At 62.6% G+C, this 17,874-nt stretch carries 28 protein-coding genes and 1 pseudogene; 28 read left to right on the top strand and 1 reads right to left on the bottom strand.

Annotated features, from left to right (window positions below):
• Positions 1-332 precede the first annotated feature (332 nt).
• From rpsJ to ACW6W5_RS05120, 28 genes are all read left to right on the top strand, one after another.
• The gene (gene rpsJ / locus ACW6W5_RS05255) at positions 333-644 is read left to right on the top strand and encodes a 30S ribosomal protein S10 (RefSeq protein WP_010341589.1); all 312 of its coding nucleotides are present in this window, start codon (positions 333-335) and stop codon (positions 642-644) included.
• Positions 645-655: 11 nt separating this feature from the next.
• The gene (rplC, locus tag ACW6W5_RS05250; protein WP_019186145.1) at positions 656-1,306 is read left to right on the top strand and encodes a 50S ribosomal protein L3; all 651 of its coding nucleotides are present in this window, start codon (positions 656-658) and stop codon (positions 1,304-1,306) included.
• Between the two features lie 12 nt (positions 1,307-1,318).
• Positions 1,319-1,924 carry a 50S ribosomal protein L4 gene (gene rplD / locus ACW6W5_RS05245; protein ID WP_019186146.1) on the top strand — a complete coding sequence of 202 codons (606 nt, stop codon included), beginning with the start codon at positions 1,319-1,321 and terminating at the stop codon, positions 1,922-1,924.
• Positions 1,921-2,220 (top strand): 50S ribosomal protein L23, encoded by a 300-nt coding sequence (rplW, locus tag ACW6W5_RS05240; RefSeq protein ID WP_019186147.1) that lies wholly within the window; start codon positions 1,921-1,923, stop codon positions 2,218-2,220. The genes rplD and rplW overlap by 4 nt, the downstream gene beginning before the upstream one ends.
• 10 nt (positions 2,221-2,230) lie before the next feature.
• Positions 2,231-3,058 carry a 50S ribosomal protein L2 gene (gene rplB, locus ACW6W5_RS05235; protein ID WP_017355408.1) on the top strand — a complete coding sequence of 276 codons (828 nt, stop codon included), beginning with the start codon at positions 2,231-2,233 and terminating at the stop codon, positions 3,056-3,058.
• A gap of 6 nt (positions 3,059-3,064) precedes the next feature.
• The gene (rpsS, locus tag ACW6W5_RS05230; protein ID WP_019186148.1) at positions 3,065-3,334 is read left to right on the top strand and encodes a 30S ribosomal protein S19; all 270 of its coding nucleotides are present in this window, start codon (positions 3,065-3,067) and stop codon (positions 3,332-3,334) included.
• Between the two features lie 12 nt (positions 3,335-3,346).
• Positions 3,347-3,682, top strand: a complete 336-nt coding sequence (gene rplV / locus ACW6W5_RS05225; protein WP_017355410.1) for a 50S ribosomal protein L22 — start codon at positions 3,347-3,349, stop codon at positions 3,680-3,682.
• A 17-nt stretch (positions 3,683-3,699) separates the two neighbouring features.
• Positions 3,700-4,434 (top strand): 30S ribosomal protein S3, encoded by a 735-nt coding sequence (gene rpsC / locus ACW6W5_RS05220; protein WP_121042874.1) that lies wholly within the window; start codon positions 3,700-3,702, stop codon positions 4,432-4,434.
• A 5-nt stretch (positions 4,435-4,439) separates the two neighbouring features.
• Entirely contained in the window at positions 4,440-4,853 is a 414-nt protein-coding gene (gene rplP / locus ACW6W5_RS05215) for a 50S ribosomal protein L16 (RefSeq protein ID WP_019186150.1), read from the top strand.
• Positions 4,853-5,038 (top strand): 50S ribosomal protein L29, encoded by a 186-nt coding sequence (gene rpmC / locus ACW6W5_RS05210; RefSeq protein WP_019186151.1) that lies wholly within the window; start codon positions 4,853-4,855, stop codon positions 5,036-5,038. The genes rplP and rpmC overlap by 1 nt, the downstream gene beginning before the upstream one ends.
• 11 nt (positions 5,039-5,049) lie before the next feature.
• Entirely contained in the window at positions 5,050-5,319 is a 270-nt protein-coding gene (gene rpsQ, locus ACW6W5_RS05205) for a 30S ribosomal protein S17 (protein WP_121042876.1), read from the top strand.
• A 13-nt stretch (positions 5,320-5,332) separates the two neighbouring features.
• Entirely contained in the window at positions 5,333-5,701 is a 369-nt protein-coding gene (rplN, locus tag ACW6W5_RS05200; RefSeq protein WP_017355415.1) for a 50S ribosomal protein L14, read from the top strand.
• Positions 5,702-5,717: 16 nt separating this feature from the next.
• Positions 5,718-6,035 carry a 50S ribosomal protein L24 gene (rplX, locus tag ACW6W5_RS05195; protein WP_017355416.1) on the top strand — a complete coding sequence of 106 codons (318 nt, stop codon included), beginning with the start codon at positions 5,718-5,720 and terminating at the stop codon, positions 6,033-6,035.
• An 11-nt stretch (positions 6,036-6,046) separates the two neighbouring features.
• On the top strand, positions 6,047-6,589 hold the full coding sequence (rplE, locus tag ACW6W5_RS05190; protein WP_019186154.1) for a 50S ribosomal protein L5: 543 nt from the start codon (positions 6,047-6,049) through the stop codon (positions 6,587-6,589).
• 18 nt (positions 6,590-6,607) lie between these two features.
• A complete protein-coding gene (gene rpsN, locus ACW6W5_RS05185; RefSeq protein WP_121042878.1) occupies positions 6,608-6,913 on the top strand; it encodes a 30S ribosomal protein S14 in 306 nt (101 codons plus the stop codon).
• A 241-nt stretch (positions 6,914-7,154) separates the two neighbouring features.
• A complete protein-coding gene (rpsH, locus tag ACW6W5_RS05180; protein ID WP_019186156.1) occupies positions 7,155-7,553 on the top strand; it encodes a 30S ribosomal protein S8 in 399 nt (132 codons plus the stop codon).
• A gap of 18 nt (positions 7,554-7,571) precedes the next feature.
• The gene (gene rplF / locus ACW6W5_RS05175) at positions 7,572-8,099 is read left to right on the top strand and encodes a 50S ribosomal protein L6 (RefSeq protein WP_121042880.1); all 528 of its coding nucleotides are present in this window, start codon (positions 7,572-7,574) and stop codon (positions 8,097-8,099) included.
• A gap of 32 nt (positions 8,100-8,131) precedes the next feature.
• Positions 8,132-8,485: a 50S ribosomal protein L18 gene (gene rplR, locus ACW6W5_RS05170; protein WP_121042882.1), complete on the top strand. Its 354-nt coding sequence runs from the start codon at positions 8,132-8,134 to the stop codon at positions 8,483-8,485.
• Positions 8,486-8,643: 158 nt separating this feature from the next.
• Entirely contained in the window at positions 8,644-9,183 is a 540-nt protein-coding gene (rpsE, locus tag ACW6W5_RS05165) for a 30S ribosomal protein S5 (protein WP_121042884.1), read from the top strand.
• Complete coding sequence (gene rpmD, locus ACW6W5_RS05160; RefSeq protein WP_121042886.1) at positions 9,176-9,367, top strand: 50S ribosomal protein L30; 192 nt, start codon at positions 9,176-9,178, stop codon at positions 9,365-9,367. The genes rpsE and rpmD overlap by 8 nt, the downstream gene beginning before the upstream one ends.
• Before the next feature lie 4 nt (positions 9,368-9,371).
• The gene (gene rplO / locus ACW6W5_RS05155; RefSeq protein ID WP_121042888.1) at positions 9,372-9,815 is read left to right on the top strand and encodes a 50S ribosomal protein L15; all 444 of its coding nucleotides are present in this window, start codon (positions 9,372-9,374) and stop codon (positions 9,813-9,815) included.
• A 3-nt stretch (positions 9,816-9,818) separates the two neighbouring features.
• Positions 9,819-11,174: a preprotein translocase subunit SecY gene (gene secY / locus ACW6W5_RS05150; protein ID WP_019186162.1), complete on the top strand. Its 1,356-nt coding sequence runs from the start codon at positions 9,819-9,821 to the stop codon at positions 11,172-11,174.
• 345 nt (positions 11,175-11,519) lie between these two features.
• Entirely contained in the window at positions 11,520-11,876 is a 357-nt protein-coding gene (gene rpsM / locus ACW6W5_RS05145) for a 30S ribosomal protein S13 (protein ID WP_019186163.1), read from the top strand.
• 12 nt (positions 11,877-11,888) lie between these two features.
• The gene (gene rpsK / locus ACW6W5_RS05140) at positions 11,889-12,278 is read left to right on the top strand and encodes a 30S ribosomal protein S11 (protein ID WP_017355427.1); all 390 of its coding nucleotides are present in this window, start codon (positions 11,889-11,891) and stop codon (positions 12,276-12,278) included.
• A 14-nt stretch (positions 12,279-12,292) separates the two neighbouring features.
• Positions 12,293-12,922 (top strand): 30S ribosomal protein S4, encoded by a 630-nt coding sequence (rpsD, locus tag ACW6W5_RS05135; RefSeq protein ID WP_019186164.1) that lies wholly within the window; start codon positions 12,293-12,295, stop codon positions 12,920-12,922.
• 54 nt (positions 12,923-12,976) lie between these two features.
• A complete protein-coding gene (locus ACW6W5_RS05130; RefSeq protein ID WP_121042890.1) occupies positions 12,977-13,975 on the top strand; it encodes a DNA-directed RNA polymerase subunit alpha in 999 nt (332 codons plus the stop codon).
• Positions 13,976-14,176: 201 nt separating this feature from the next.
• Positions 14,177-14,563 carry a 50S ribosomal protein L17 gene (rplQ, locus tag ACW6W5_RS05125; RefSeq protein ID WP_121042892.1) on the top strand — a complete coding sequence of 129 codons (387 nt, stop codon included), beginning with the start codon at positions 14,177-14,179 and terminating at the stop codon, positions 14,561-14,563.
• Between the two features lie 470 nt (positions 14,564-15,033).
• Positions 15,034-15,543, top strand: a complete 510-nt coding sequence (locus ACW6W5_RS05120; RefSeq protein WP_070426690.1) for a disulfide bond formation protein B — start codon at positions 15,034-15,036, stop codon at positions 15,541-15,543.
• Between the two features lie 115 nt (positions 15,544-15,658).
• Here the strand turns inward: ACW6W5_RS05120 and ACW6W5_RS05115 are convergent.
• Positions 15,659-17,783: pseudogene (locus ACW6W5_RS05115) on the bottom strand (TonB-dependent receptor).
• Positions 17,784-17,874: the final 91 nt, after the last annotated feature.

Genomic DNA, 17,874 nt, shown 5'->3' with positions numbered 1-17,874 from the left:
CTGCTAGAATCTGCGCCCCGATGTTGCCTGGGTAGGGCATCGGGGTGTAACCAAACGGGAAAAGAGGCGCAGGATGCTCCTCGTGTTCCCCAGACCAGGAAGGGTCGCGCCATTCAGGCTTTGTCAACAGTACCCCTGTTGACTGCCAACTTGTATGCGCGCTATACTTTTTGTCTGGGCAGATCGGGAGACCGGTCTGCCTCGATTTTTGAGGTCTACGGAAAGATCTTGTCGCCGCGCAGGAATGTGCGGCGTCTGCATTCAGGATATTCATGGGACAAGGCAACCCAGAGGCCTTGTCCGTCGCTCTTTTAACGAAGGAACCCACCGTCATGGCGGACCAAAAGATCCGGATTCGGCTGAAGGCGTTCGATCATCGTTTGATCGACCGTTCGGCCAGCGAGATCGTAGAAACGGCAAAGCGGACCGGCGCGCAAGTGCGTGGCCCGATCCCCCTGCCGACCAAGATCGAGCGTTACACCATTCTCGTCTCGCCGCACGTCGATAAAGACGCGCGTGACCAGTACGAGACCCGCACGCATAAGCGCGTGCTCGATATCGTTGACCCGAACGACAAGACCGTGGACGCGCTGATGAAGCTCGAACTGGCTGCCGGCGTCGACGTTCAGATCAAGCTGACCTGAGGACTACGACCATGACGAAGAAATATTCGTTGGGCTTCGTGGGCCGCAAGGCTGGCATGAGCCGCGTGTTCACCGAAGATGGCCAGGCCATCCCGGTAACCCTGATTGAAGCTACCCCGAACCGCATCGCGCAGATCAAGACCGTCGAAGCTGACGGCTACAGCGCCGTGCAGGTGACCGTCGGCGCGCGTCGCGCTGCCCTGGTCAACAAGCCGGAAGCCGGTCACTTCGCCAAGGCGAAGGTCGACGCGGGCCGTGGCCTGTGGGAATTCCGCGTTGAAGACGCGCAGCTCGGCGATTTCGCCGTTGGCGGCGAAGTCAAGGCGGACATCTTTGAAGTTGGCCAGAAGGTCGACGTCCAGGGTGTCACCAAGGGTAAGGGCTTCCAGGGCACCATCAAGCGCTACAACTTCCGTATGGGCGATGCAACCCACGGTAACTCGCTGTCGCATCGCGCGCCGGGTTCCTTGGGCCAGCGCCAGACCCCGGGTCGTGTTTTCCCGGGTAAGAAGATGTCCGGCCACATGGGTTCGGTGCAGCAGAGCACCCAGAACCTTGAAGTGGTGAAGGTCGATGTCGAACGTGGTCTGATCGCAATCCGTGGTGCCGTTCCGGGCGCAGCGGGTGGTGACGTGATCGTTCGTCCGGCTAGCAAGGCATAAGGAGAGATGACGATGGAACTCGTTATCACGGGTAGCAACAACAAGGTCTCGGTCTCCGATGCCGTGTTCGGTCGCGATTTCAGCGAAGATCTGGTTCACCAGGTCGTCGTTGCTTACCGCAACGCCGGTCGCGCCGGCACCAAGGCACAGAAGACTCGCTCTGAAGTGGCTGGTACCACCAAGAAGTCGAAGAAGCAGAAGGGCGGCGGCGCGCGTCATGGCGCACTGACGGCTCCGATCTTCATCGGCGGCGGTGTCACCTTCGCGGCCAAGCCGCGCAGCTTCGAGCAGAAGGTCAACCGCAAGCAGTACCGTGCAGCCATGTGCGCGATCCTGTCCGAGCTGAACCGCCAGGGCCGTCTGACGATCGTGGAGTCCTTCGATGTCGAAGCGACCAACACCAAGTCGTTGATCGCCAAGCTGGCCGGCCTGGAAGTGGGCAAGCGTCCGCTGATCGTCACCGAAGATGCTTCCGAGCACCTGTACCTGTCGGCGCGCAACATTCCCTACGTGGAAGTGCGTGACGTGCAGGGCCTGGACCCGGTGTCGCTGGTCGGTGCCGACACGGTCGTCATCACCGCTGATGCGGTCAAGAAGGTCGAGGAGTGGCTGGCATGAGCAGCAACGAAAAAGTCTTCAGCGTGCTGCGCGCTCCGCGAGTCTCCGAAAAGACCGCGCGCCTGCAGGAACATTCCAACCAGTATGTCTTCGAAGTTTCGAACGAAGCCACCAAGGCCGATGTAAAGGCCGCGGTTGAGCAGCTGTTCGACGTCAAGGTCGAGTCGGTCAACGTGCTGAACGTGAAGGGCAAGAACAAGTCCTTCCGTAACCGCACCGGCCGCCGCGGCGATTGGCGCAAGGCGTACGTGCGTCTCGCCGATGGCCAGTCCATCGATGTAACGGCCAAGGCCTGAGGTCCATCCCATGCCATTGATGAAATTCAAACCCACTTCTCCCGGCCGTCGTTCGGCCGTGCGCGTGGTCACGCCCGATCTGCACAAGGGCGCGCCGCATGCAGCGCTGCTGGAGCCGCAGAGCAAGTCCGGTGGTCGTAACCACCACGGCCGCATCACCACCCGTCACGTGGGCGGTGGTCACAAGCAGCACTACCGAGTCATCGACTTCAAGCGCAACAAGGAAGGCATTCCGGCGCGCGTGGAACGCATCGAATACGATCCGAACCGCACCGCCCATATCGCCCTGCTGTGCTACGTCGACGGCGAACGCCGCTACATCATCGCACCGAAGGGCCTGAAGGCCGGTGACCAGGTGATCGCGGGTTCGGATGCGCCGATCAAGACCGGTAACACGCTGCCGCTGCGCAACATCCCGGTCGGTACCACTGTCCACGGCATCGAACTGAAGCCGGGCAAGGGTGCTCAGATCGCGCGTGCCGCCGGCGCTGCCGTGCAGCTCGTCGCTCGTGAAGGTATCTACGCCACCCTGCGCCTGCGCTCGGGTGAAATGCGTAAGGTGCCGGTCGAGTGCCGCGCCACCATCGGTGAAGTCGGTAACGACGAACACAACCTGGAAAAGCTGGGCAAGGCTGGCGCCAAGCGCTGGCGTGGTGTCCGCCCGACCGTTCGTGGTGCTGCCATGAACCCGGTTGACCATCCGCACGGCGGTGGTGAGGCGAAGGCCGGCCAGGGCAACCCGCATCCGGTCACCCCGTGGGGTGTCCCGACCAAGGGTTACAAGACGCGCCATAACAAGCGCACCCAGCAATTCATCGTCCGCGATCGTAGGGGCTAATCGACCATGGCACGTTCACTCAAGAAGGGCCCGTTTGTCGATCACCACCTCATCAAGAAGGTGGAAGCCGCTGCGGGTAGCAAGAAGCCGATCAAGACCTGGTCGCGCCGTTCGATGATCCTGCCGGAAATGGTAGGCGTCACCATCGCCGTTCATAACGGTAAGAACCACGTTCCGGTGCTCGTCAACGAGAACATGGTCGGCCACAAGCTCGGCGAATTTGCCATCACCCGGACCTTCAAGGGTCACGGTGGTGACAAGAAGTCGGGCAAGTAAGGAGAGATGACAATGGAAGCGAAAGCAATCCTGCGCTCCGCGCGCATCTCTGCGCAGAAAGCCCGCCTGGTCGCTGACCAGGTGCGCGGCCTGCCGGCCGAGCGTGCGGTCAACCTGCTGAAGTTCTCGGACAAGAAGGCTGCCCACCTGATCAAGAAGGTGGTGGAGTCGGCTATTGCAAACGCCGAGAACAACCAGGGCGCCGACGTCGACGAGCTGAAGGTACAGACCATCATGGTAGATGAAGGTCCGACCCTGAAGCGTTTCATGGCGCGGGCGAAAGGCCGCGGCACCCGCATCCTCAAGCGCACCAGCCACATCACTGTGGTTGTGGGCGCCGGCAAGTAAGCGGAAAGGAAAACACCATGGGTCATAAAGTTCATCCGATTGGTATCCGCCTCGGCATTTCCAAGGACTGGAACTCCAAGTGGTACGCCAACAAGGCCGAGTTCGCTGGTTATCTGGCAGCCGACCTGAAGGTGCGGGAAATGCTGCGCAAGAAGCTTGCGCAGGCCGGCATCAGCAAGATCCTGATCGAGCGTCCGGCAAAGACCGCTCGCGTGACGATCCACACCGCCCGTCCGGGCGTGGTGATCGGCAAGCGCGGTGAGGACATCGAGAAGCTGCGCAAGGAAGTGAGCGAAATGATGGGCGTCCCGGCGCACATCAACGTCACCGAAGTGCGTAAACCCGAGCTGGACGCACAGCTGGTTGCCGAGTCGATCGCGCAGCAGCTTGAGCGTCGCATCATGTTCCGCCGCGCGATGAAGCGTTCGGTCGGCAACGCGATGCGCCTCGGTGCCCTGGGCATCAAGGTCAACGTCGGTGGCCGCTTGAACGGCGCAGAAATCGCCCGTTCGGAGTGGTACCGCGAAGGCCGCGTGCCGCTGCATACGCTGCGTGCCGACATCGACTATGGCTTCGCTGAAGCCAAGACGACCTACGGCATCATCGGCATCAAGGTCTGGATCTACAAGGGCGAAGTCTTCGATTTCTCCCAGGTTGGCCAGGAAAAGCAGGACGACTCCCCGCGCAACGATCGTAACGATCGCGGCGATCGCGGTGACCGTCCGTCGCGCCCGGCTCGTGAAGCGAGGTAACGACAATGTTGCAACCCAAGCGAACCAAATACCGCAAGGTACACAAGGGCCGTAACGATGGTCTGAGCTGGAGCGGCAACGCTGTCAGCTTCGGCGAATACGGCCTGAAGGCAACCGCTCATGGTCAGCTGACCGCGCGTCAGATCGAAGCGGCTCGCCGCTCGATCAGCCGCTACGTCAAGCGCGGCGGCAAGATGTGGATCCGAGTGTTCCCCGACAAGCCGATCACCAAGAAGCCCATCGAAGTCCGAATGGGTTCTGGTAAGGGCAACGTGGAGTACTGGGTAGCCCAGATCCAGCCCGGCCGCATGATCTATGAAATCGAAGGCGTCGCAGAAGACGTGGCACGTGAGGCGTTCCGCCTGGCTGCTGCCAAGCTCTCCGTGACCACCACTTTCGTGACCCGGACGGTGCTCTGATGGATATCAAACAACTTCGCGAAAAGTCGGCTGACGACCTGAAGAGCCACCTGATCGACCTGCGTAAGGAGCAGTTCTCGCTCCGTATGCAGCAGGTCACTGGCCAGCTGCCGAAGACCCACGAAACCCGCCGGGTTCGCCGCGAGATCGCTCGCGTCAAGACCCTGCTCGGCAGCACCAAGTAAGGATGGCCGCGATGAGCGATAACAACGACAGCAAGACGCTGCGCACGGTCGAAGGCCGTGTCGTCAGCAACAAGATGGACAAGACGGTCACCGTGTTGGTGGAGCGCCTGGTCAAGCACGCCCTGTACGGGAAGTACATCAAGCGTTCGACCAAGCTGCACGCACACGACGCCGACAACACCTGCAACGAAGGTGATGTCGTTCGTGTGACCGAGATTGCTCCGATGTCCAAGACCAAGAACTGGCGCGTGGTGGAAGTCATCACGCGTGCGGTTCAATAAGGAGATCTGACTCATGATCCAGATGCAGAGCTACCTCGAAGTCGCGGACAATTCCGGTGCCAAGGAAGTGATGTGCATCAAGGTGCTCGGCGGCTCCAAGCGCCGCTACGCGCACATTGGCGACATCATCAAGGTCACCGTGAAGGATGCAATCCCGCGCGGCAAGGTCAAGAAGGGTGAAGTGTTCGACGCCGTCGTGGTGCGTACCCGCAAGGGTGTGCGTCGCGCCGATGGTTCGCTGATCCGTTTCGATGCCAACGCCGCGGTCCTGCTCAACAACAAGCAAGAGCCGATCGGTACCCGCATCTTCGGACCGGTGACGCGTGAACTTCGTTCCGAGAAGTTCATGAAGATCGTCTCGCTCGCTCCCGAAGTGCTGTGAGCGACAGGAGATAATCATGGCTAACCGTATCAAGAAGGGCGACCAGGTTGTCGTCAACACCGGCAAGGACAAGGGCAAGCAGGGCGAAGTCGTCCGCGTCGACGGCGATCGTGTGATCGTCGCCAACGTGAACATCGTCAAGCGCCACACCAAGCCGAACCCGCAGGCAGGCGTTGCCGGCGGCGTGGTCGAGCGTGAAGCGTCGATCCATATCTCCAACGTGAATGTGCTGAACCCGGCTTCGGGCAAGGGCGAGCGCGTTGGCTTCAAGGTGCTGGAGGATGGACGCAAACTGCGTGTGTTCCGCTCCAGCGGTGAGGCGCTCGACGCCTGAGGAATGAGCAGATGAATTCCCGTCTCGAAAAGTTTTACAAGGAAGAAGTGGTGCCGGCGCTGATGAAGCAGTTCGGCTACACCAATCCGATGCAGGTTCCGAAGCTGGTCAAGGTCACCCTGAACATGGGTGTCGGCGAAGCAGCCACGAACAAGAAGATCCTGGAAAATGCCGTCGCCGACATGGCCAAGGTCTCCGGTCAGAAGCCGATCGTGACCAAGTCCCGCGTCTCGGTGGCATCGTTCAAGATCCGCGATGGTTGGCCGATCGGCTGCAAGACCACGCTGCGTCGTGAAAAGATGTACGAGTTCATGGACCGTCTGATCAACATCTCGTTGCCGCGCGTGCGCGACTTCCGTGGTGTCTCGGGTCGTTCCTTCGACGGTCGTGGCAACTTCAACATGGGTGTGAAGGAACAGATCATCTTCCCGGAAATCGACTTCGACGCTGTCGACGCGATCCGCGGCATGGATATCGCCATCACCACCACCGCCAAGACCGATGCGGAAGCGAAGGCGCTGCTCGCAGCGTTCAAGTTCCCGTTCCGTAACTGATACGTCGAGGAATCCGAAATGGCAAAGACCTCCATGGTCAACCGCGACCTCAAGCGTGCGAAGCTGGCCGTCAAGTACGCCGGCAAGCGTGAAGAGCTGAAGAAGATCATCTCCAGCGCGACCGCGTCGTACGACGAAAAGGCCGAGGCCGTCATCAAGCTGCAGAAGCTGCCGCGCGATTCGTCGCCGAGCCGTCACCGCAACCGTTGCGAGCTCTCGGGCCGCCCGCGTGGCGTGTACAGCAAGTTCGGCCTGGGCCGTAACAAGCTGCGCGAAGCCACCATGCGTGGTGACGTGCCGGGCCTGCGCAAGGCCAGCTGGTAAGGGATTCGTCCCTTCAACTGCCCGGTGCCTTCATGGCGCAGGGCAGGGGAGAGGGGCCGGTTTTCCGGCTCTGATCCCGGATTAAGGGAGCCCGACGCAAGTCGGGCTCTTTTTGCCGTATACTCCCGCGTCTTGCTCGCCCGCAAGGCGTGAGCAGTGTGTGAAGACGGGCCCTGGCCCATTCCAGGTAGACACAAGATTTTCGCGAAAGCGGATATCGGTGCACTCAAAGGTATCGACTATGAGCATGACTGATCCCATCGCCGACCTGCTGGTACGCATCAAGAATGCGGCCGCGGTTGGCAAGCAGACGGTGAAAGCACCGTCCTCCAAGATCAAGGTGGCAATCGCAGAGGTGTTGAAGGCCGAAGGCTATATCACCGATCTGCGCGTGACCAAGATCGAGAACAACAAGGCCGAGCTTGAAATCGTCCTGAAGTATTTCGAGGGCAAGCCGGTCATCGAGACCCTGAAGCGCTTCTCGCGTTCGGGTCTGCGCCAGTACCGTGGCAAGTCCGAGCTGCCGAAGGTCCTCAACGGCCTGGGTATCTCCATCATCTCCACCTCCAAGGGCATCATGACTGATGCGCAGGCGCGCCAGTTGGGCGTCGGCGGCGAAGTCCTGTGCTTCGTGGCCTAAGGCGAGAAGGAACCAACTATGTCCCGCGTAGCCAAGAAGCCAGTCAACCTGCCCAAGGGCGTTGAACTGAACATCCAGCCGGAATCCGTCAGCGTGAAGGGCCCGAAGGGCACCCTGTCGCTTGCCAAGGTTGCTGGCGTTGAAATCACTGTCGACAACGGCGTTGCCACCCTGGCCGCCAACGATGCCTCGCTGGTTGCCCTCACCGGCACCGTGCGCGCCATCCTGGCCAACATGGTCAAGGGCGTCACCGACGGCTTCGAGCGCAAGCTTGAGCTGGTCGGCGTCGGCTACCGTGCTGCCATGCAGGGCAAGGATCTGAACCTGTCGCTCGGGTTCTCGCATCCGGTCCTGTTCGTGGCGCCGGAAGGCATCACCATCTCGACCCCGACCCAGACCGAAGTGCTGGTCCAGGGCACCGACAAGCAGCGCGTTGGCGAAGTTGCCGCCAAGATCCGTGGCTTCCGTCCGCCGGAGCCCTACAAGGGCAAGGGTGTGAAGTACGCCGGCGAAGTCATCATTCGTAAGGAAGCCAAGAAGGCCTAATTCAGGTCCTCAGCTTTCCAAGGAAAAAGATCATGAACAAGAACATCGCTCGTCTGCGTCGTGCCAAGTCGACCCGTGCACACATCCGTGTGCTCGGCGTGCCGCGCCTGTCGGTGCTGCGCACCGGCCAGCACCTGTACGCCCAGGTCTTCACCGCCGATGGCTCCAAGGTGCTGGCGTCGGCCAACACCACCCAGGCCGACGTCAAGGAAGGCCTGAAGAACGGCAAGAACAGCGACGCCGCCACCAAGGTTGGCAAGCTGGTCGCCGAGCGCGCCAAGGCTGCGGGCATCGAGAAGGTCGCTTTCGACCGCTCGGGCTACCGCTACCACGGCCGCATCAAGGCACTGGCTGATGCAGCCCGCGAAGGCGGCCTGCAGTTCTAAGGGATAAGGAAGCGGGGCTGGTCCCCGCTTCCGCCTGCCTGCCGGCGCGGGTTGCGCCGGGCGACGTCCTTCTTCTGCAGGGGCGCTCGATCCACCGCTTCATTTCACAGCTATAAGCGGCATTGAGCCGTACATACTCAATCAATCAAGGAATCAACATGGCAGAAGAACGTCAGCAGCGGGGTCGCGATCGCGATCGCCGCGAAGAGAAAGTCGACGACGGCATGATCGAAAAGCTGGTCGCGGTCAACCGCGTCAGCAAGACCGTCAAGGGCGGTCGCCAGTTCACCTTCACCGCACTGACCGTGGTCGGTGATGGCGCAGGCAAGGTTGGCTTCGGTTATGGCAAGGCGCGTGAAGTGCCGGTCGCGATCCAGAAGTCGATGGAACAGGCTCGCAAGAACCTGGCCAATGTCGATCTGAACAACGGCACGTTGTGGCACCCGGTGAAGTCCGGCCACGGCGCAGCTCGCGTGTTCATGATGCCGGCCTCCGAAGGTACCGGTGTGATCGCCGGTGGTGCCATGCGCGCCGTCCTGGAAGCCGTTGGCGTCAAGAACGTGCTGGCCAAGGCCGTCGGCTCGCGCAACCCGATCAACCTGGTTCGCGCCACGCTGAAGGGTCTGAGCGAAATGCAGTCGCCGGCCCGCATCGCGGCCAAGCGCGGCAAGAAGGTGGAGGATCTCAACCATGGCTAATGACACCACCAAGACCATCAAGGTCCGTCTGGTTGGCGGCCTGCGCGGCGCCCAGGCACGTCACCGCCTGTCGGTGAAGGCGCTTGGCCTCGGCAAGCTCAATAGCGTACGTGAACTGAAGGACAGCCCGCAGGTTCGCGGTCTGATCAACAAGGTCCACTACCTCGTCAAGGTTGAGGAATAATCCAATGACCATGCATCTCAATGAACTGAGCCCGGCACCGGGCGCTCGTAAAGAGCGTACCCGCGTCGGTCGTGGTATCGGCTCCGGCCTGGGCAAGACCTGCGGCCGCGGCCACAAGGGTTCGTTCGCCCGTAAGGGTGGCGGCAAGATCAAGGCAGGCTTCGAAGGCGGCCAGACCCCCATGCAGCGTCGTCTGCCGAAGGTCGGTTTCCGTTCCAAGATCGCCAAGGACACCGCTGAAGTGCTGTCCTACCAGCTTGAGCGTCTGGAAGCTGGCGAGATCGACTTTGCCGCGCTGCGCGCTGCCAAGCTGGTCCCGAGCACCGCTAAGCGTGCCAAGATCGTCATGAAGGGTGGCCTGACCAAGGCATTCACCCTGAAGGGCGTCGCTGCAACGGCCAGTGCCAAGGCCGCGATCGAAGCTGCCGGCGGCAGCGTACAGGAGTAAGACATGGCGCAAGCTGGCATTGGTAACCTCGGCGGCGGGCTCGGCAAGTTCACGGAACTCCGCCAGCGACTGCTGTTCGTCATCGGGGCATTGATCGTCTACCGCATCGGCTGTTATGTGCCGGTGCCTGGCGTCAATCCCGATGCCATGCTTGCGCTCATGCAGGCGCAGGGCGGCGGCATCGTGGACATGTTCAACATGTTCTCGGGCGGCGCCCTGCACCGTTTCAGCATTTTCGCGCTGAACGTGATGCCGTACATCTCGGCATCCATCGTGATGCAGCTGGCGGTCCACATCTTCCCGGCATTGAAGTCGATGCAGAAGGAAGGTGAATCGGGTCGTCGCAAGATCACCCAATATTCCCGCATCGGCGCCGTGTTGCTGGCGGTGGTGCAGGGCGGCAGCATCGCGCTGGCGCTGCAGAACCAGGTCTCCCCGGGCGGTGCCCCGGTCGTCTACGCACCGGGCATGGGCTTCGTGCTCACCGCCATCGTCGCGCTGACCGCCGGTACCATCTTCCTGATGTGGGTCGGTGAGCAGGTCACCGAGCGCGGCATCGGCAACGGTGTGTCGCTGATCATCTTCGCCGGCATCGTGGCCGGCCTGCCGGGCGCGGTCATCCACACCGTGGAAGCCTACCGCGACGGCAACATGAGCTTCATCGCCCTGCTGCTGATCGTGCTGGTGGTGCTGGCCTTCACCTACTTCGTGGTGTTCGTCGAGCGCGGCCAACGCCGCATCACGGTGAACTACGCACGTCGCCAGGGTGGCCGCAACGCGTACATGAACCAGACCTCGTTCCTGCCGCTGAAGCTGAACATGGCGGGCGTGATCCCGGCCATTTTCGCCTCGAGCATCCTGGCATTCCCGACGACGCTGGCCATGTGGTCCGGCCAGGCCAGTTCGGCCACGTGGCTGCAGAAGGTCGCCAACGCCCTCGGGCCGGGCGAGCCGCTGCACATGATCGTGTTCGCCGCGCTGATCAGTGGGTTCGCGTTCTTCTACACCGCGCTGGTGTTCAACTCGCAGGAAACCGCCGACAACCTGAAGAAGTCGGGCGCGCTGATTCCGGGCATCCGTCCGGGCAAGGCCACCGCCGACTACGTGGATGCCGTGCTGACCCGCCTGACGGCCGCCGGTTCGCTGTACCTGGTGATCGTCTGTCTGCTGCCGGAAATCCTGCGCACCCAGCTCGGCGCCTCGTTCTACTTCGGCGGCACCTCGCTGCTGATCGTGGTGGTGGTGGTGATGGACTTCATTGCCCAGATCCAGGCGCACCTGATGTCGCACCAGTATGAGAGCCTGTTGAAGAAGGCCAACCTGAAGGGCGGCAACCGCGGCGGTTTTGCCCGCGGCTGATTGACCTGTTACACTAGTCTTCTTGTTGCGAAGGCCCTCCGGTTCCCGGACTGGCCTTCCAAATCGAAGGGCGGCCCCTGCAGCGGTTTCGGGTGGGGGTGTGATGTGGTGGTCCTGCGCGGGAGTAGCGCGGGCGGCGGCGGGGGCAACCTCTGCAGTCAACGACATCCGGCGCCGGAGCATGGGCACACTCCCCACGCCGGGTCCATGGAACCTTCTGGTTCCACGGGCTTCCCAGTAAACCGAGACCTTGATAGAATCGCTAGTTCACTTTTTTGATCCATCCTGCCGGATTGGCGCGCCCATGGTGCGCTGTCGGCCATCACTCAGCTGGAGAACCGCGTCATGGCGCGTATTGCAGGCGTCAACCTGCCAGCCCAGAAGCACGTCTGGGTCGGGTTGCAAAGCATTTACGGCATCGGCCGTACCCGTTCGAAGAAGGTCTGCGACGCCGCAGGCGTGACCTCGACCACCAAGATCCGCGATCTGTCGGAGCCGGAAATCGAGCGTCTGCGTCTCGAAGTCGGCAAGTACATCGTGGAAGGCGATCTGCGCCGTGAAATCGGTATCGCGATCAAGCGCCTGATGGATCTGGGCTGCTACCGCGGTCTGCGTCACCGTCGCGGTCTGCCGCTTCGTGGCCAGCGCACCCGTACCAACGCCCGCACCCGCAAGGGCCCGCGCAAGGCGATCAGGAAGTAAGGGACCTAAGAAATGGCTAAGCCCGTCGCTAAGACCAAGAAGAAGATCAAGCGCGTCGTCACTGACGGCGTCGCCCACGTCCACGCTTCTTTCAACAACACCATCGTGACCATCACCGACCGTCAGGGCAACGCTCTGTCGTGGGCGACCTCCGGTGGCGCTGGCTTCCGCGGTTCGCGTAAGTCCACCCCGTTCGCTGCCCAGGTGGCTGCCGAGAAGGCCGGCCGTGCCGCGCTCGACTACGGCGTCAAGTCCCTGGAAGTCCGCATCAAGGGCCCGGGTCCGGGTCGTGAGTCGGCCGTGCGCTCGCTGAACAACGTGGGCTACAAGATCACCAACATCATCGACGTGACGCCAATCCCGCACAACGGGTGCCGTCCGCCGAAGAAGCGTCGCGTCTAAAGGAGCGATAAGAAATGGCTCGTTATATCGGTCCTACCTGTAAGCTCGCCCGCCGCGAAGGCGCCGACCTTTCCCTCAAGAGCCCGGCCCGTGCGCTGGACTCCAAGTGCAAGCTGGAGCAGAAGCCCGGCCAGCACGGCGCCACTGCCCGTAAGGGCAAGCTGTCCGACTACGCTACCCAGCTGCGTGAAAAGCAGAAGGTCAAGCGTATCTACGGTCTGCTGGAGCGTCAGTTCCGCAACTACTACAAGAAGGCCTCGACCAAGAAGGGCAACACCGGCGAGAACCTGCTGCAGTTGCTGGAAACCCGTCTTGACAACGTCGTTTACCGCATGGGCTTCGCAGTGACCCGTCCGGCTGCCCGTCAGCTGGTCTCGCACCGCGGTGTCACCGTGAACGGCAAGTCGGTCAATCTGGCTTCGTACCAGGTCAAGGCTGGCGACGCCGTCGCTCTGTCCGAGAAGGCTGCCAAGCAGCTGCGCGTCCAGGAAGCCCTGACCGTGTCTGCTACGCATGACCTGCGTCCGTCGTGGGTTGAAGTTGATTCCGGCAAGTTCGCCGGCATCTTCAAGGCCGTGCCGGATCGTTCGGACCTGCCTGCGGATATCAACGAAGCGCTGATCGTCGAGTTGTATTCGAAGTAATTCACATTGGAGAACCTCCGGGTCACACCGGAGGTTCGCAGGAGAACCCGCAACATGACGGTTACCGCCAACCAGGTTCTGCGTCCTCGCGGTCCGCAGATCGAACGCCTTACCGATACCCGCGCCAAGGTCGTCATCGAACCCTTGGAGCGTGGTTACGGGCATACGCTGGGCAACGCCCTGCGTCGCGTGCTGCTGTCGTCCATCCCGGGCTTCGCCATCACGGAAGTCGAAATCGATGGCGTACTGCACGAGTACACCACGCTTGAAGGCTTGCAGGAGGACGTGCTGGAAGTCCTGCTCAACCTGAAGGATGTGGCCATCCGCATGCATACCGGCGACAACGCTACGCTGTCGCTGTCCAAGCAGGGTCCGGGTGTCGTTACCGCTGCTGATATCAAGATTGACCATAACACCGAGATCCTCAATCCGGCTCATGTGATCTGCCATCTCACCAAGGATGTGGCGATCAACATGCGTCTGAAGGTCGAGCGCGGTTTCGGCTACCAGCCTGCTGCTGCTCGTCGTCGCCCGGATGAAGAAACCCGTGCCATCGGCCGCCTGGTCCTGGATGCGTCGTTCTCGCCGGTCCGTCGCGTCGCCTATTCGGTGGAAGCGGCCCGCGTGGAACAGCGTACCGATCTGGACAAGCTGGTGCTGGACATCGAGACCAACGCGACGATCGATGCCGAGGAAGCCGTGCGCACTGCCGCCGACATCCTCAGCGATCAGCTGTCGGTCTTCGGTGACTTCACCCACCGCGACCGCGGTGCGGCGAAGCCGGCCAACAACGGCGTGGATCCGGTGCTGCTGCGCCCGATCGACGATCTGGAGCTGACCGTGCGTTCGGCCAACTGCCTGAAGGCAGAGAGCATCTATTACATCGGCGATCTGATCCAGAAGACCGAAGTGGAGCTGCTCAAGACCCCGAACCTCGGCAAGAAGTCGCTGACCGAGATCAAGGAAGTCCTCGCACAGCGCGGTCTTTCGCTCGGCATGAAGCTGGAGAACTGGCCGCCGGCCGGTGTCGCCCAGCACGGCATGCTCGGCTGATCCAGCGCTACGCAAGATGCTTGACCCCGCACCTTCGGGTGCGGGGGCTTCACCCGCAACACCCCGCACCGACAGGTCGATAGCCTGCGGTGACGGCCAGCCAGGACGGCTGGCACCGGACCATCCGCAGTCCAAGCAGCAACGCCAGGATGGCGACAGCGATACCCAACCGATCCAACATTCACTTCAGGAATCACCGTCATGCGTCATATGAAGTCCGGTCGTAAGTTCAACCGCACCAGCGCCCATCGCGAAGCAATGTTCAAGAACATGGCCGCGTCGCTGTTCAAGCACGAGCTGATCAAGACCACCCTGCCGAAGGCCAAGGAACTGCGCCGCGTTGCCGAGCCGCTGATCACCCTGGCCAAGGTTGATTCGGTTGCCAACCGTCGTCTGGCGTTCGCTCGCCTGCGCGACAACGAAGCCGTCGGCAATCTGTTCACCACCCTGGGCCCGCGTTACGCGAGCCGTCCGGGCGGTTACCTGCGTCTGCTGAAGTGCGGTTTCCGCGCTGGCGACAATGCGCCGATGGCCTACGTGGAGCTGGTCGATCGTCCGGCTGCTGTGGCTGAAGCCGTCGAAGAGTAATCTTCGAGCTGTACCTGTTATTCGGTGAAGAACCCGGCCTTGTGCCGGGTTTTTCCGTTTCTGGGGTTTGATGGCGGCAACGGCAACGGCAACGGCAACGGCAGGAGCATCGCGCTGCGGGTGAGGGTGGGGCTTCGGCGCGGGCGGGTTGGCGGGACACGCCGTGAATCCGTCCATGGAGGCTCATGTCGCGCCATCCATGGCGCTCATGGTCCCGCCAACCCACCCGCGCCAACGCCTGCACACATGGTCGGTGCGCAGGGGGTAAAGCAAAGCATGTGGCGGTCGCGGTGCGTGGGTAGTGCCGGCCGCTGGCCGGCTCCTCAGTACCGTCGCTGCGTTGGGGTGGTTCCGCCTGATGTACGGAACATGCTGTCCGGTCCGCTGCGCCGATGGTCGGCAGGTGCGCATGGACGTGGGCGGTCACGGCCCTGTTAATCTTGGGGCCTGGACTTTCACGAGTGTTGGCAATGAATCCATTGCGTTGGAGTTTCCGCGCCCAGTTCCTGTTGGGGTTTCTGGTCTGCGCGGCGCTGTTGGGGTATGCGATCTTCCTGCAGTTGAAGATGGGGCTGGAGCCGTGTCCGTTGTGCATTTTCCAGCGGATTGCATTCGCGGCATTGGGGCTGCTGTTCCTGATCGGAGCGCTGCATGGTCCGCGTGATCCGGCCGGGCGGAAGACGTATGGGGTGCTGGCCTTCATCGCGGCCGCGGTCGGTATCGGTATTGCCGGGCGCCATGTGTATGTGCAGTTGCTGCCGCAGGACATGGGCTCGAGCTGTGGGCCGCCGCTGAGTTTCCTCAGTGAGACGATGGGGCCGTTCGAGGTGTTCCGCACCGTGCTGACCGGTACCGGCAACTGCGGCAACATCGATTGGCAGTTCCTGGGCCTGACGATGCCGATGTGGAGCCTGGTGTGGTTTGCGGCATTGGCGGTGTGGGCGCTGGTGACGGCGTTCCGTGCCCGTCGCCGCCACTGAGGCGTTTCTCAACTCAGTGACCTCGGCCTGGCCACGCAACGCGTGCCAGGCCGGGTGCTGCGATCAGGTCTGGATGCTGCTGATCTGATTGAATGGCAGGGCTTTCTCGCGAAGCTCAGAAGTCCTGCTGCAGGCTGAGGTAGGCGCCGCGGCGGGGACCCCATTGCGGGGCGAAGACGCCGATGCCGCCGCCGTCGCGCAGTTGGTAGCTGCGGTCCAGTGCGTTGACCAGGGCGAGCTGTGCATGCAGTGGGTGGCCGCTGTCGGCGTTGAAGTCGTGGCCGGCGCTGAGGTTGAGCTGCAGGTAGGCAGGGAGTTCGCCGCCATTGGGAACGCCATCGGCATCCGAGCGCAGGCCGCTGCCGAAGACGTAGTCCGCGCCAAGACGGTTGTGCCCGGCGAAGGCGTAGCTGATGCCGCCGGACGAGGTCAGTTTCTGGTCGTGGTCCAGATGGATCCAGTTGTTCTGGACGTAGGCCAGTGCCTCGGGAGCGAGGTTGTATTGGCCGGTGATGACCTGCTTGCCCATGGCCTTGTTGTAGGCGGCGTTGACGTAGGCGCTGAGCGGGCCGTTGCTGTAGTCGGCGCTGAACTCCACGCCGTGGATGTGGCCGAGGCGATAGTTGAAGGTGGAGTAGATGTAGGCGGCGCCGAACTGGCCTTCGTCCTGCAGGCGGTCGACCTTGCGGTCGTAAGCGTCCAGGCCCAGGGTGAGGTGTTCGCCCACCTGCTGGGAGACGCCGATGTCGTAGTAGTCGCTGCGCTCGGACAGCGGCGTGGTGCTCCCCCCGGTCGGTTGCTGGTTGGTGGTGCCGTCGTAGAGTGCGATGTCGCTGCTGGCCACCAGTTCGCTGGCCGGCGGGGTGAAGTAGCGCGAGTACCCGGCGTGCACGGTAGTGCTGTCGGTGGCGTTCCAGACCACGCCCACCCGCGGGCTGAGCTGGCCTTCGGTGCCGCCGAACGCTTTGTAGCGGTCACCGCGCAGGCCGTAATTGACCGTCCAGTCCTCGCCGAGGCGCCATTCGTCCTGCAGATAGACCGCGGTGGTGGTGGCGTTGAAGGCGCTCGCCTCCGGAATGCGCAGGGGCGTGGTGCTGGCCTGCTGGCCGTCGGCGTCGACCGGGAACACCCAGGTGTCGCTGCCGGCGGGCGCGTTCGGCGTTGACGTACAGGCCGTAGCGCAAGGTGTGGTTTTCGCCCAGCGGGGTGGAGAAATCGGCCTGCACGGTGTTGGCGCGGTTGCTGCGTTCCACCTGTGAGGCGACGCCGTTGAAGATCAGATCGCCGGCGAGGTCCGGGTTGAAGGACAGGTCGCTGTACCGCTGCCCGGCCGAAACCTGGTAGGCGGTGCTGCCCAGCGCACCCTGCAGCACCAGCATGCCGAAGCGGGTGGTCTCGCGCTGGGTTTCGTCCAGCGCGGCGGAGTCCGCAGTGACCGTATCCAGGTAGCCGAACTGCGGGGTCTGGCCAGGGTTGACCGGGATCTGGAAGCGGTTGTTGGAGAACCCGGCGAACAGGCTCAGGCGGGTGTCGTCGTTGACCAGATAGGTCAGGTCGGCGAATGCCTTGCCCTGGTGGGTGTCATCGTGGTCCGGCCTGCGCGAGGCGGTGGGGTTTTCCATGCCGACCTGGTTCTGGTCGTAGTTGCCGGTCAGATACCAGCTCCAGCGGCCCTGGCTGCCCCACCACGAGGCGTTGGGGTTGACCTTGCCGTAGGAGCCGGCAGTGAGGCCGGCGCTGCCGCCATCGCCCAACTCGGCGCCGCTGCGGGTGGTGATGTCCACCACAGCGGCCGTGCGCTCGCCGAACTGCGCCGGCAGCGCACCGTCCATCAGGCGGATGCTCTTGATCGCGCGGGCATCCAGGGTCTGGCCGAAGCCGGAGATCGATTCGGGCAGCAGCACGCCGTTGAGGCGGTACTGGAGGTTGGCATGGTCGCCGCGCACATGGACGCCGCCGTAGGAGTCCTGGACCACGCCCGGGGCCTGCAGCAGCACCTGGTTCAACGGGGTGGAGGCACCCCGCGGCAGGTTCTGGATATCTTCGGCGGTGATCTGGTACTGGCTGCTGCCGATATCCGGCGACAGCGCATTGCGCGCCTGGTCGAGTTTGGCGCTGACCGTGACCGCATCCAGCTCGGTCACCGCAGGGGCGGCGCTGGATGGGGTGGCGGCGAGGGCGGGCAGGCCGGTCAGGGCCAGGGAAACAGCGATACCGGTAGCAAGCAGGGAGGGCTTCATGAGGATGGCTTGGCTGGGCGATGGGAGGAGGGGCCGGCCTGGCAAGTGTTACTCCGTAACAAATCATGCGCCTGTCCGACGCCGCTGGACC

This window comes from Stenotrophomonas sp. IS26 (genome assembly GCF_054188265.1).
Note: the sequence above shows the minus strand (reverse complement) of the source record. Positions and strands in the feature narration are given on the sequence as shown.

Excerpts from the sequence above, each read along its gene's own strand:
- rpsJ (WP_010341589.1), top strand. The coding sequence starts at position 333 with ATGGCGGACCAAAAGATCCGGATTCGGCTGAAGGCGTTCGATCATCGT.
- rplC (WP_019186145.1), top strand. The coding sequence starts at position 656 with ATGACGAAGAAATATTCGTTGGGCTTCGTGGGCCGCAAGGCTGGCATG.
- rplD (WP_019186146.1), top strand. The coding sequence starts at position 1,319 with ATGGAACTCGTTATCACGGGTAGCAACAACAAGGTCTCGGTCTCCGAT.
- rplW (WP_019186147.1), top strand. The coding sequence starts at position 1,921 with ATGAGCAGCAACGAAAAAGTCTTCAGCGTGCTGCGCGCTCCGCGAGTC.
- rplB (WP_017355408.1), top strand. The coding sequence starts at position 2,231 with ATGCCATTGATGAAATTCAAACCCACTTCTCCCGGCCGTCGTTCGGCC.
- rpsS (WP_019186148.1), top strand. The coding sequence starts at position 3,065 with ATGGCACGTTCACTCAAGAAGGGCCCGTTTGTCGATCACCACCTCATC.
- rplV (WP_017355410.1), top strand. The coding sequence starts at position 3,347 with ATGGAAGCGAAAGCAATCCTGCGCTCCGCGCGCATCTCTGCGCAGAAA.
- rpsC (WP_121042874.1), top strand. The coding sequence starts at position 3,700 with ATGGGTCATAAAGTTCATCCGATTGGTATCCGCCTCGGCATTTCCAAG.
- rplP (WP_019186150.1), top strand. The coding sequence starts at position 4,440 with ATGTTGCAACCCAAGCGAACCAAATACCGCAAGGTACACAAGGGCCGT.
- rpmC (WP_019186151.1), top strand. The coding sequence starts at position 4,853 with ATGGATATCAAACAACTTCGCGAAAAGTCGGCTGACGACCTGAAGAGC.
- rpsQ (WP_121042876.1), top strand. The coding sequence starts at position 5,050 with ATGAGCGATAACAACGACAGCAAGACGCTGCGCACGGTCGAAGGCCGT.
- rplN (WP_017355415.1), top strand. The coding sequence starts at position 5,333 with ATGATCCAGATGCAGAGCTACCTCGAAGTCGCGGACAATTCCGGTGCC.
- rplX (WP_017355416.1), top strand. The coding sequence starts at position 5,718 with ATGGCTAACCGTATCAAGAAGGGCGACCAGGTTGTCGTCAACACCGGC.
- rplE (WP_019186154.1), top strand. The coding sequence starts at position 6,047 with ATGAATTCCCGTCTCGAAAAGTTTTACAAGGAAGAAGTGGTGCCGGCG.
- rpsN (WP_121042878.1), top strand. The coding sequence starts at position 6,608 with ATGGCAAAGACCTCCATGGTCAACCGCGACCTCAAGCGTGCGAAGCTG.
- rpsH (WP_019186156.1), top strand. The coding sequence starts at position 7,155 with ATGAGCATGACTGATCCCATCGCCGACCTGCTGGTACGCATCAAGAAT.
- rplF (WP_121042880.1), top strand. The coding sequence starts at position 7,572 with ATGTCCCGCGTAGCCAAGAAGCCAGTCAACCTGCCCAAGGGCGTTGAA.
- rplR (WP_121042882.1), top strand. The coding sequence starts at position 8,132 with ATGAACAAGAACATCGCTCGTCTGCGTCGTGCCAAGTCGACCCGTGCA.
- rpsE (WP_121042884.1), top strand. The coding sequence starts at position 8,644 with ATGGCAGAAGAACGTCAGCAGCGGGGTCGCGATCGCGATCGCCGCGAA.
- rpmD (WP_121042886.1), top strand. The coding sequence starts at position 9,176 with ATGGCTAATGACACCACCAAGACCATCAAGGTCCGTCTGGTTGGCGGC.
- rplO (WP_121042888.1), top strand. The coding sequence starts at position 9,372 with ATGACCATGCATCTCAATGAACTGAGCCCGGCACCGGGCGCTCGTAAA.
- secY (WP_019186162.1), top strand. The coding sequence starts at position 9,819 with ATGGCGCAAGCTGGCATTGGTAACCTCGGCGGCGGGCTCGGCAAGTTC.
- rpsM (WP_019186163.1), top strand. The coding sequence starts at position 11,520 with ATGGCGCGTATTGCAGGCGTCAACCTGCCAGCCCAGAAGCACGTCTGG.
- rpsK (WP_017355427.1), top strand. The coding sequence starts at position 11,889 with ATGGCTAAGCCCGTCGCTAAGACCAAGAAGAAGATCAAGCGCGTCGTC.
- rpsD (WP_019186164.1), top strand. The coding sequence starts at position 12,293 with ATGGCTCGTTATATCGGTCCTACCTGTAAGCTCGCCCGCCGCGAAGGC.
- ACW6W5_RS05130 (WP_121042890.1), top strand. The coding sequence starts at position 12,977 with ATGACGGTTACCGCCAACCAGGTTCTGCGTCCTCGCGGTCCGCAGATC.
- rplQ (WP_121042892.1), top strand. The coding sequence starts at position 14,177 with ATGCGTCATATGAAGTCCGGTCGTAAGTTCAACCGCACCAGCGCCCAT.
- ACW6W5_RS05120 (WP_070426690.1), top strand. The coding sequence starts at position 15,034 with ATGAATCCATTGCGTTGGAGTTTCCGCGCCCAGTTCCTGTTGGGGTTT.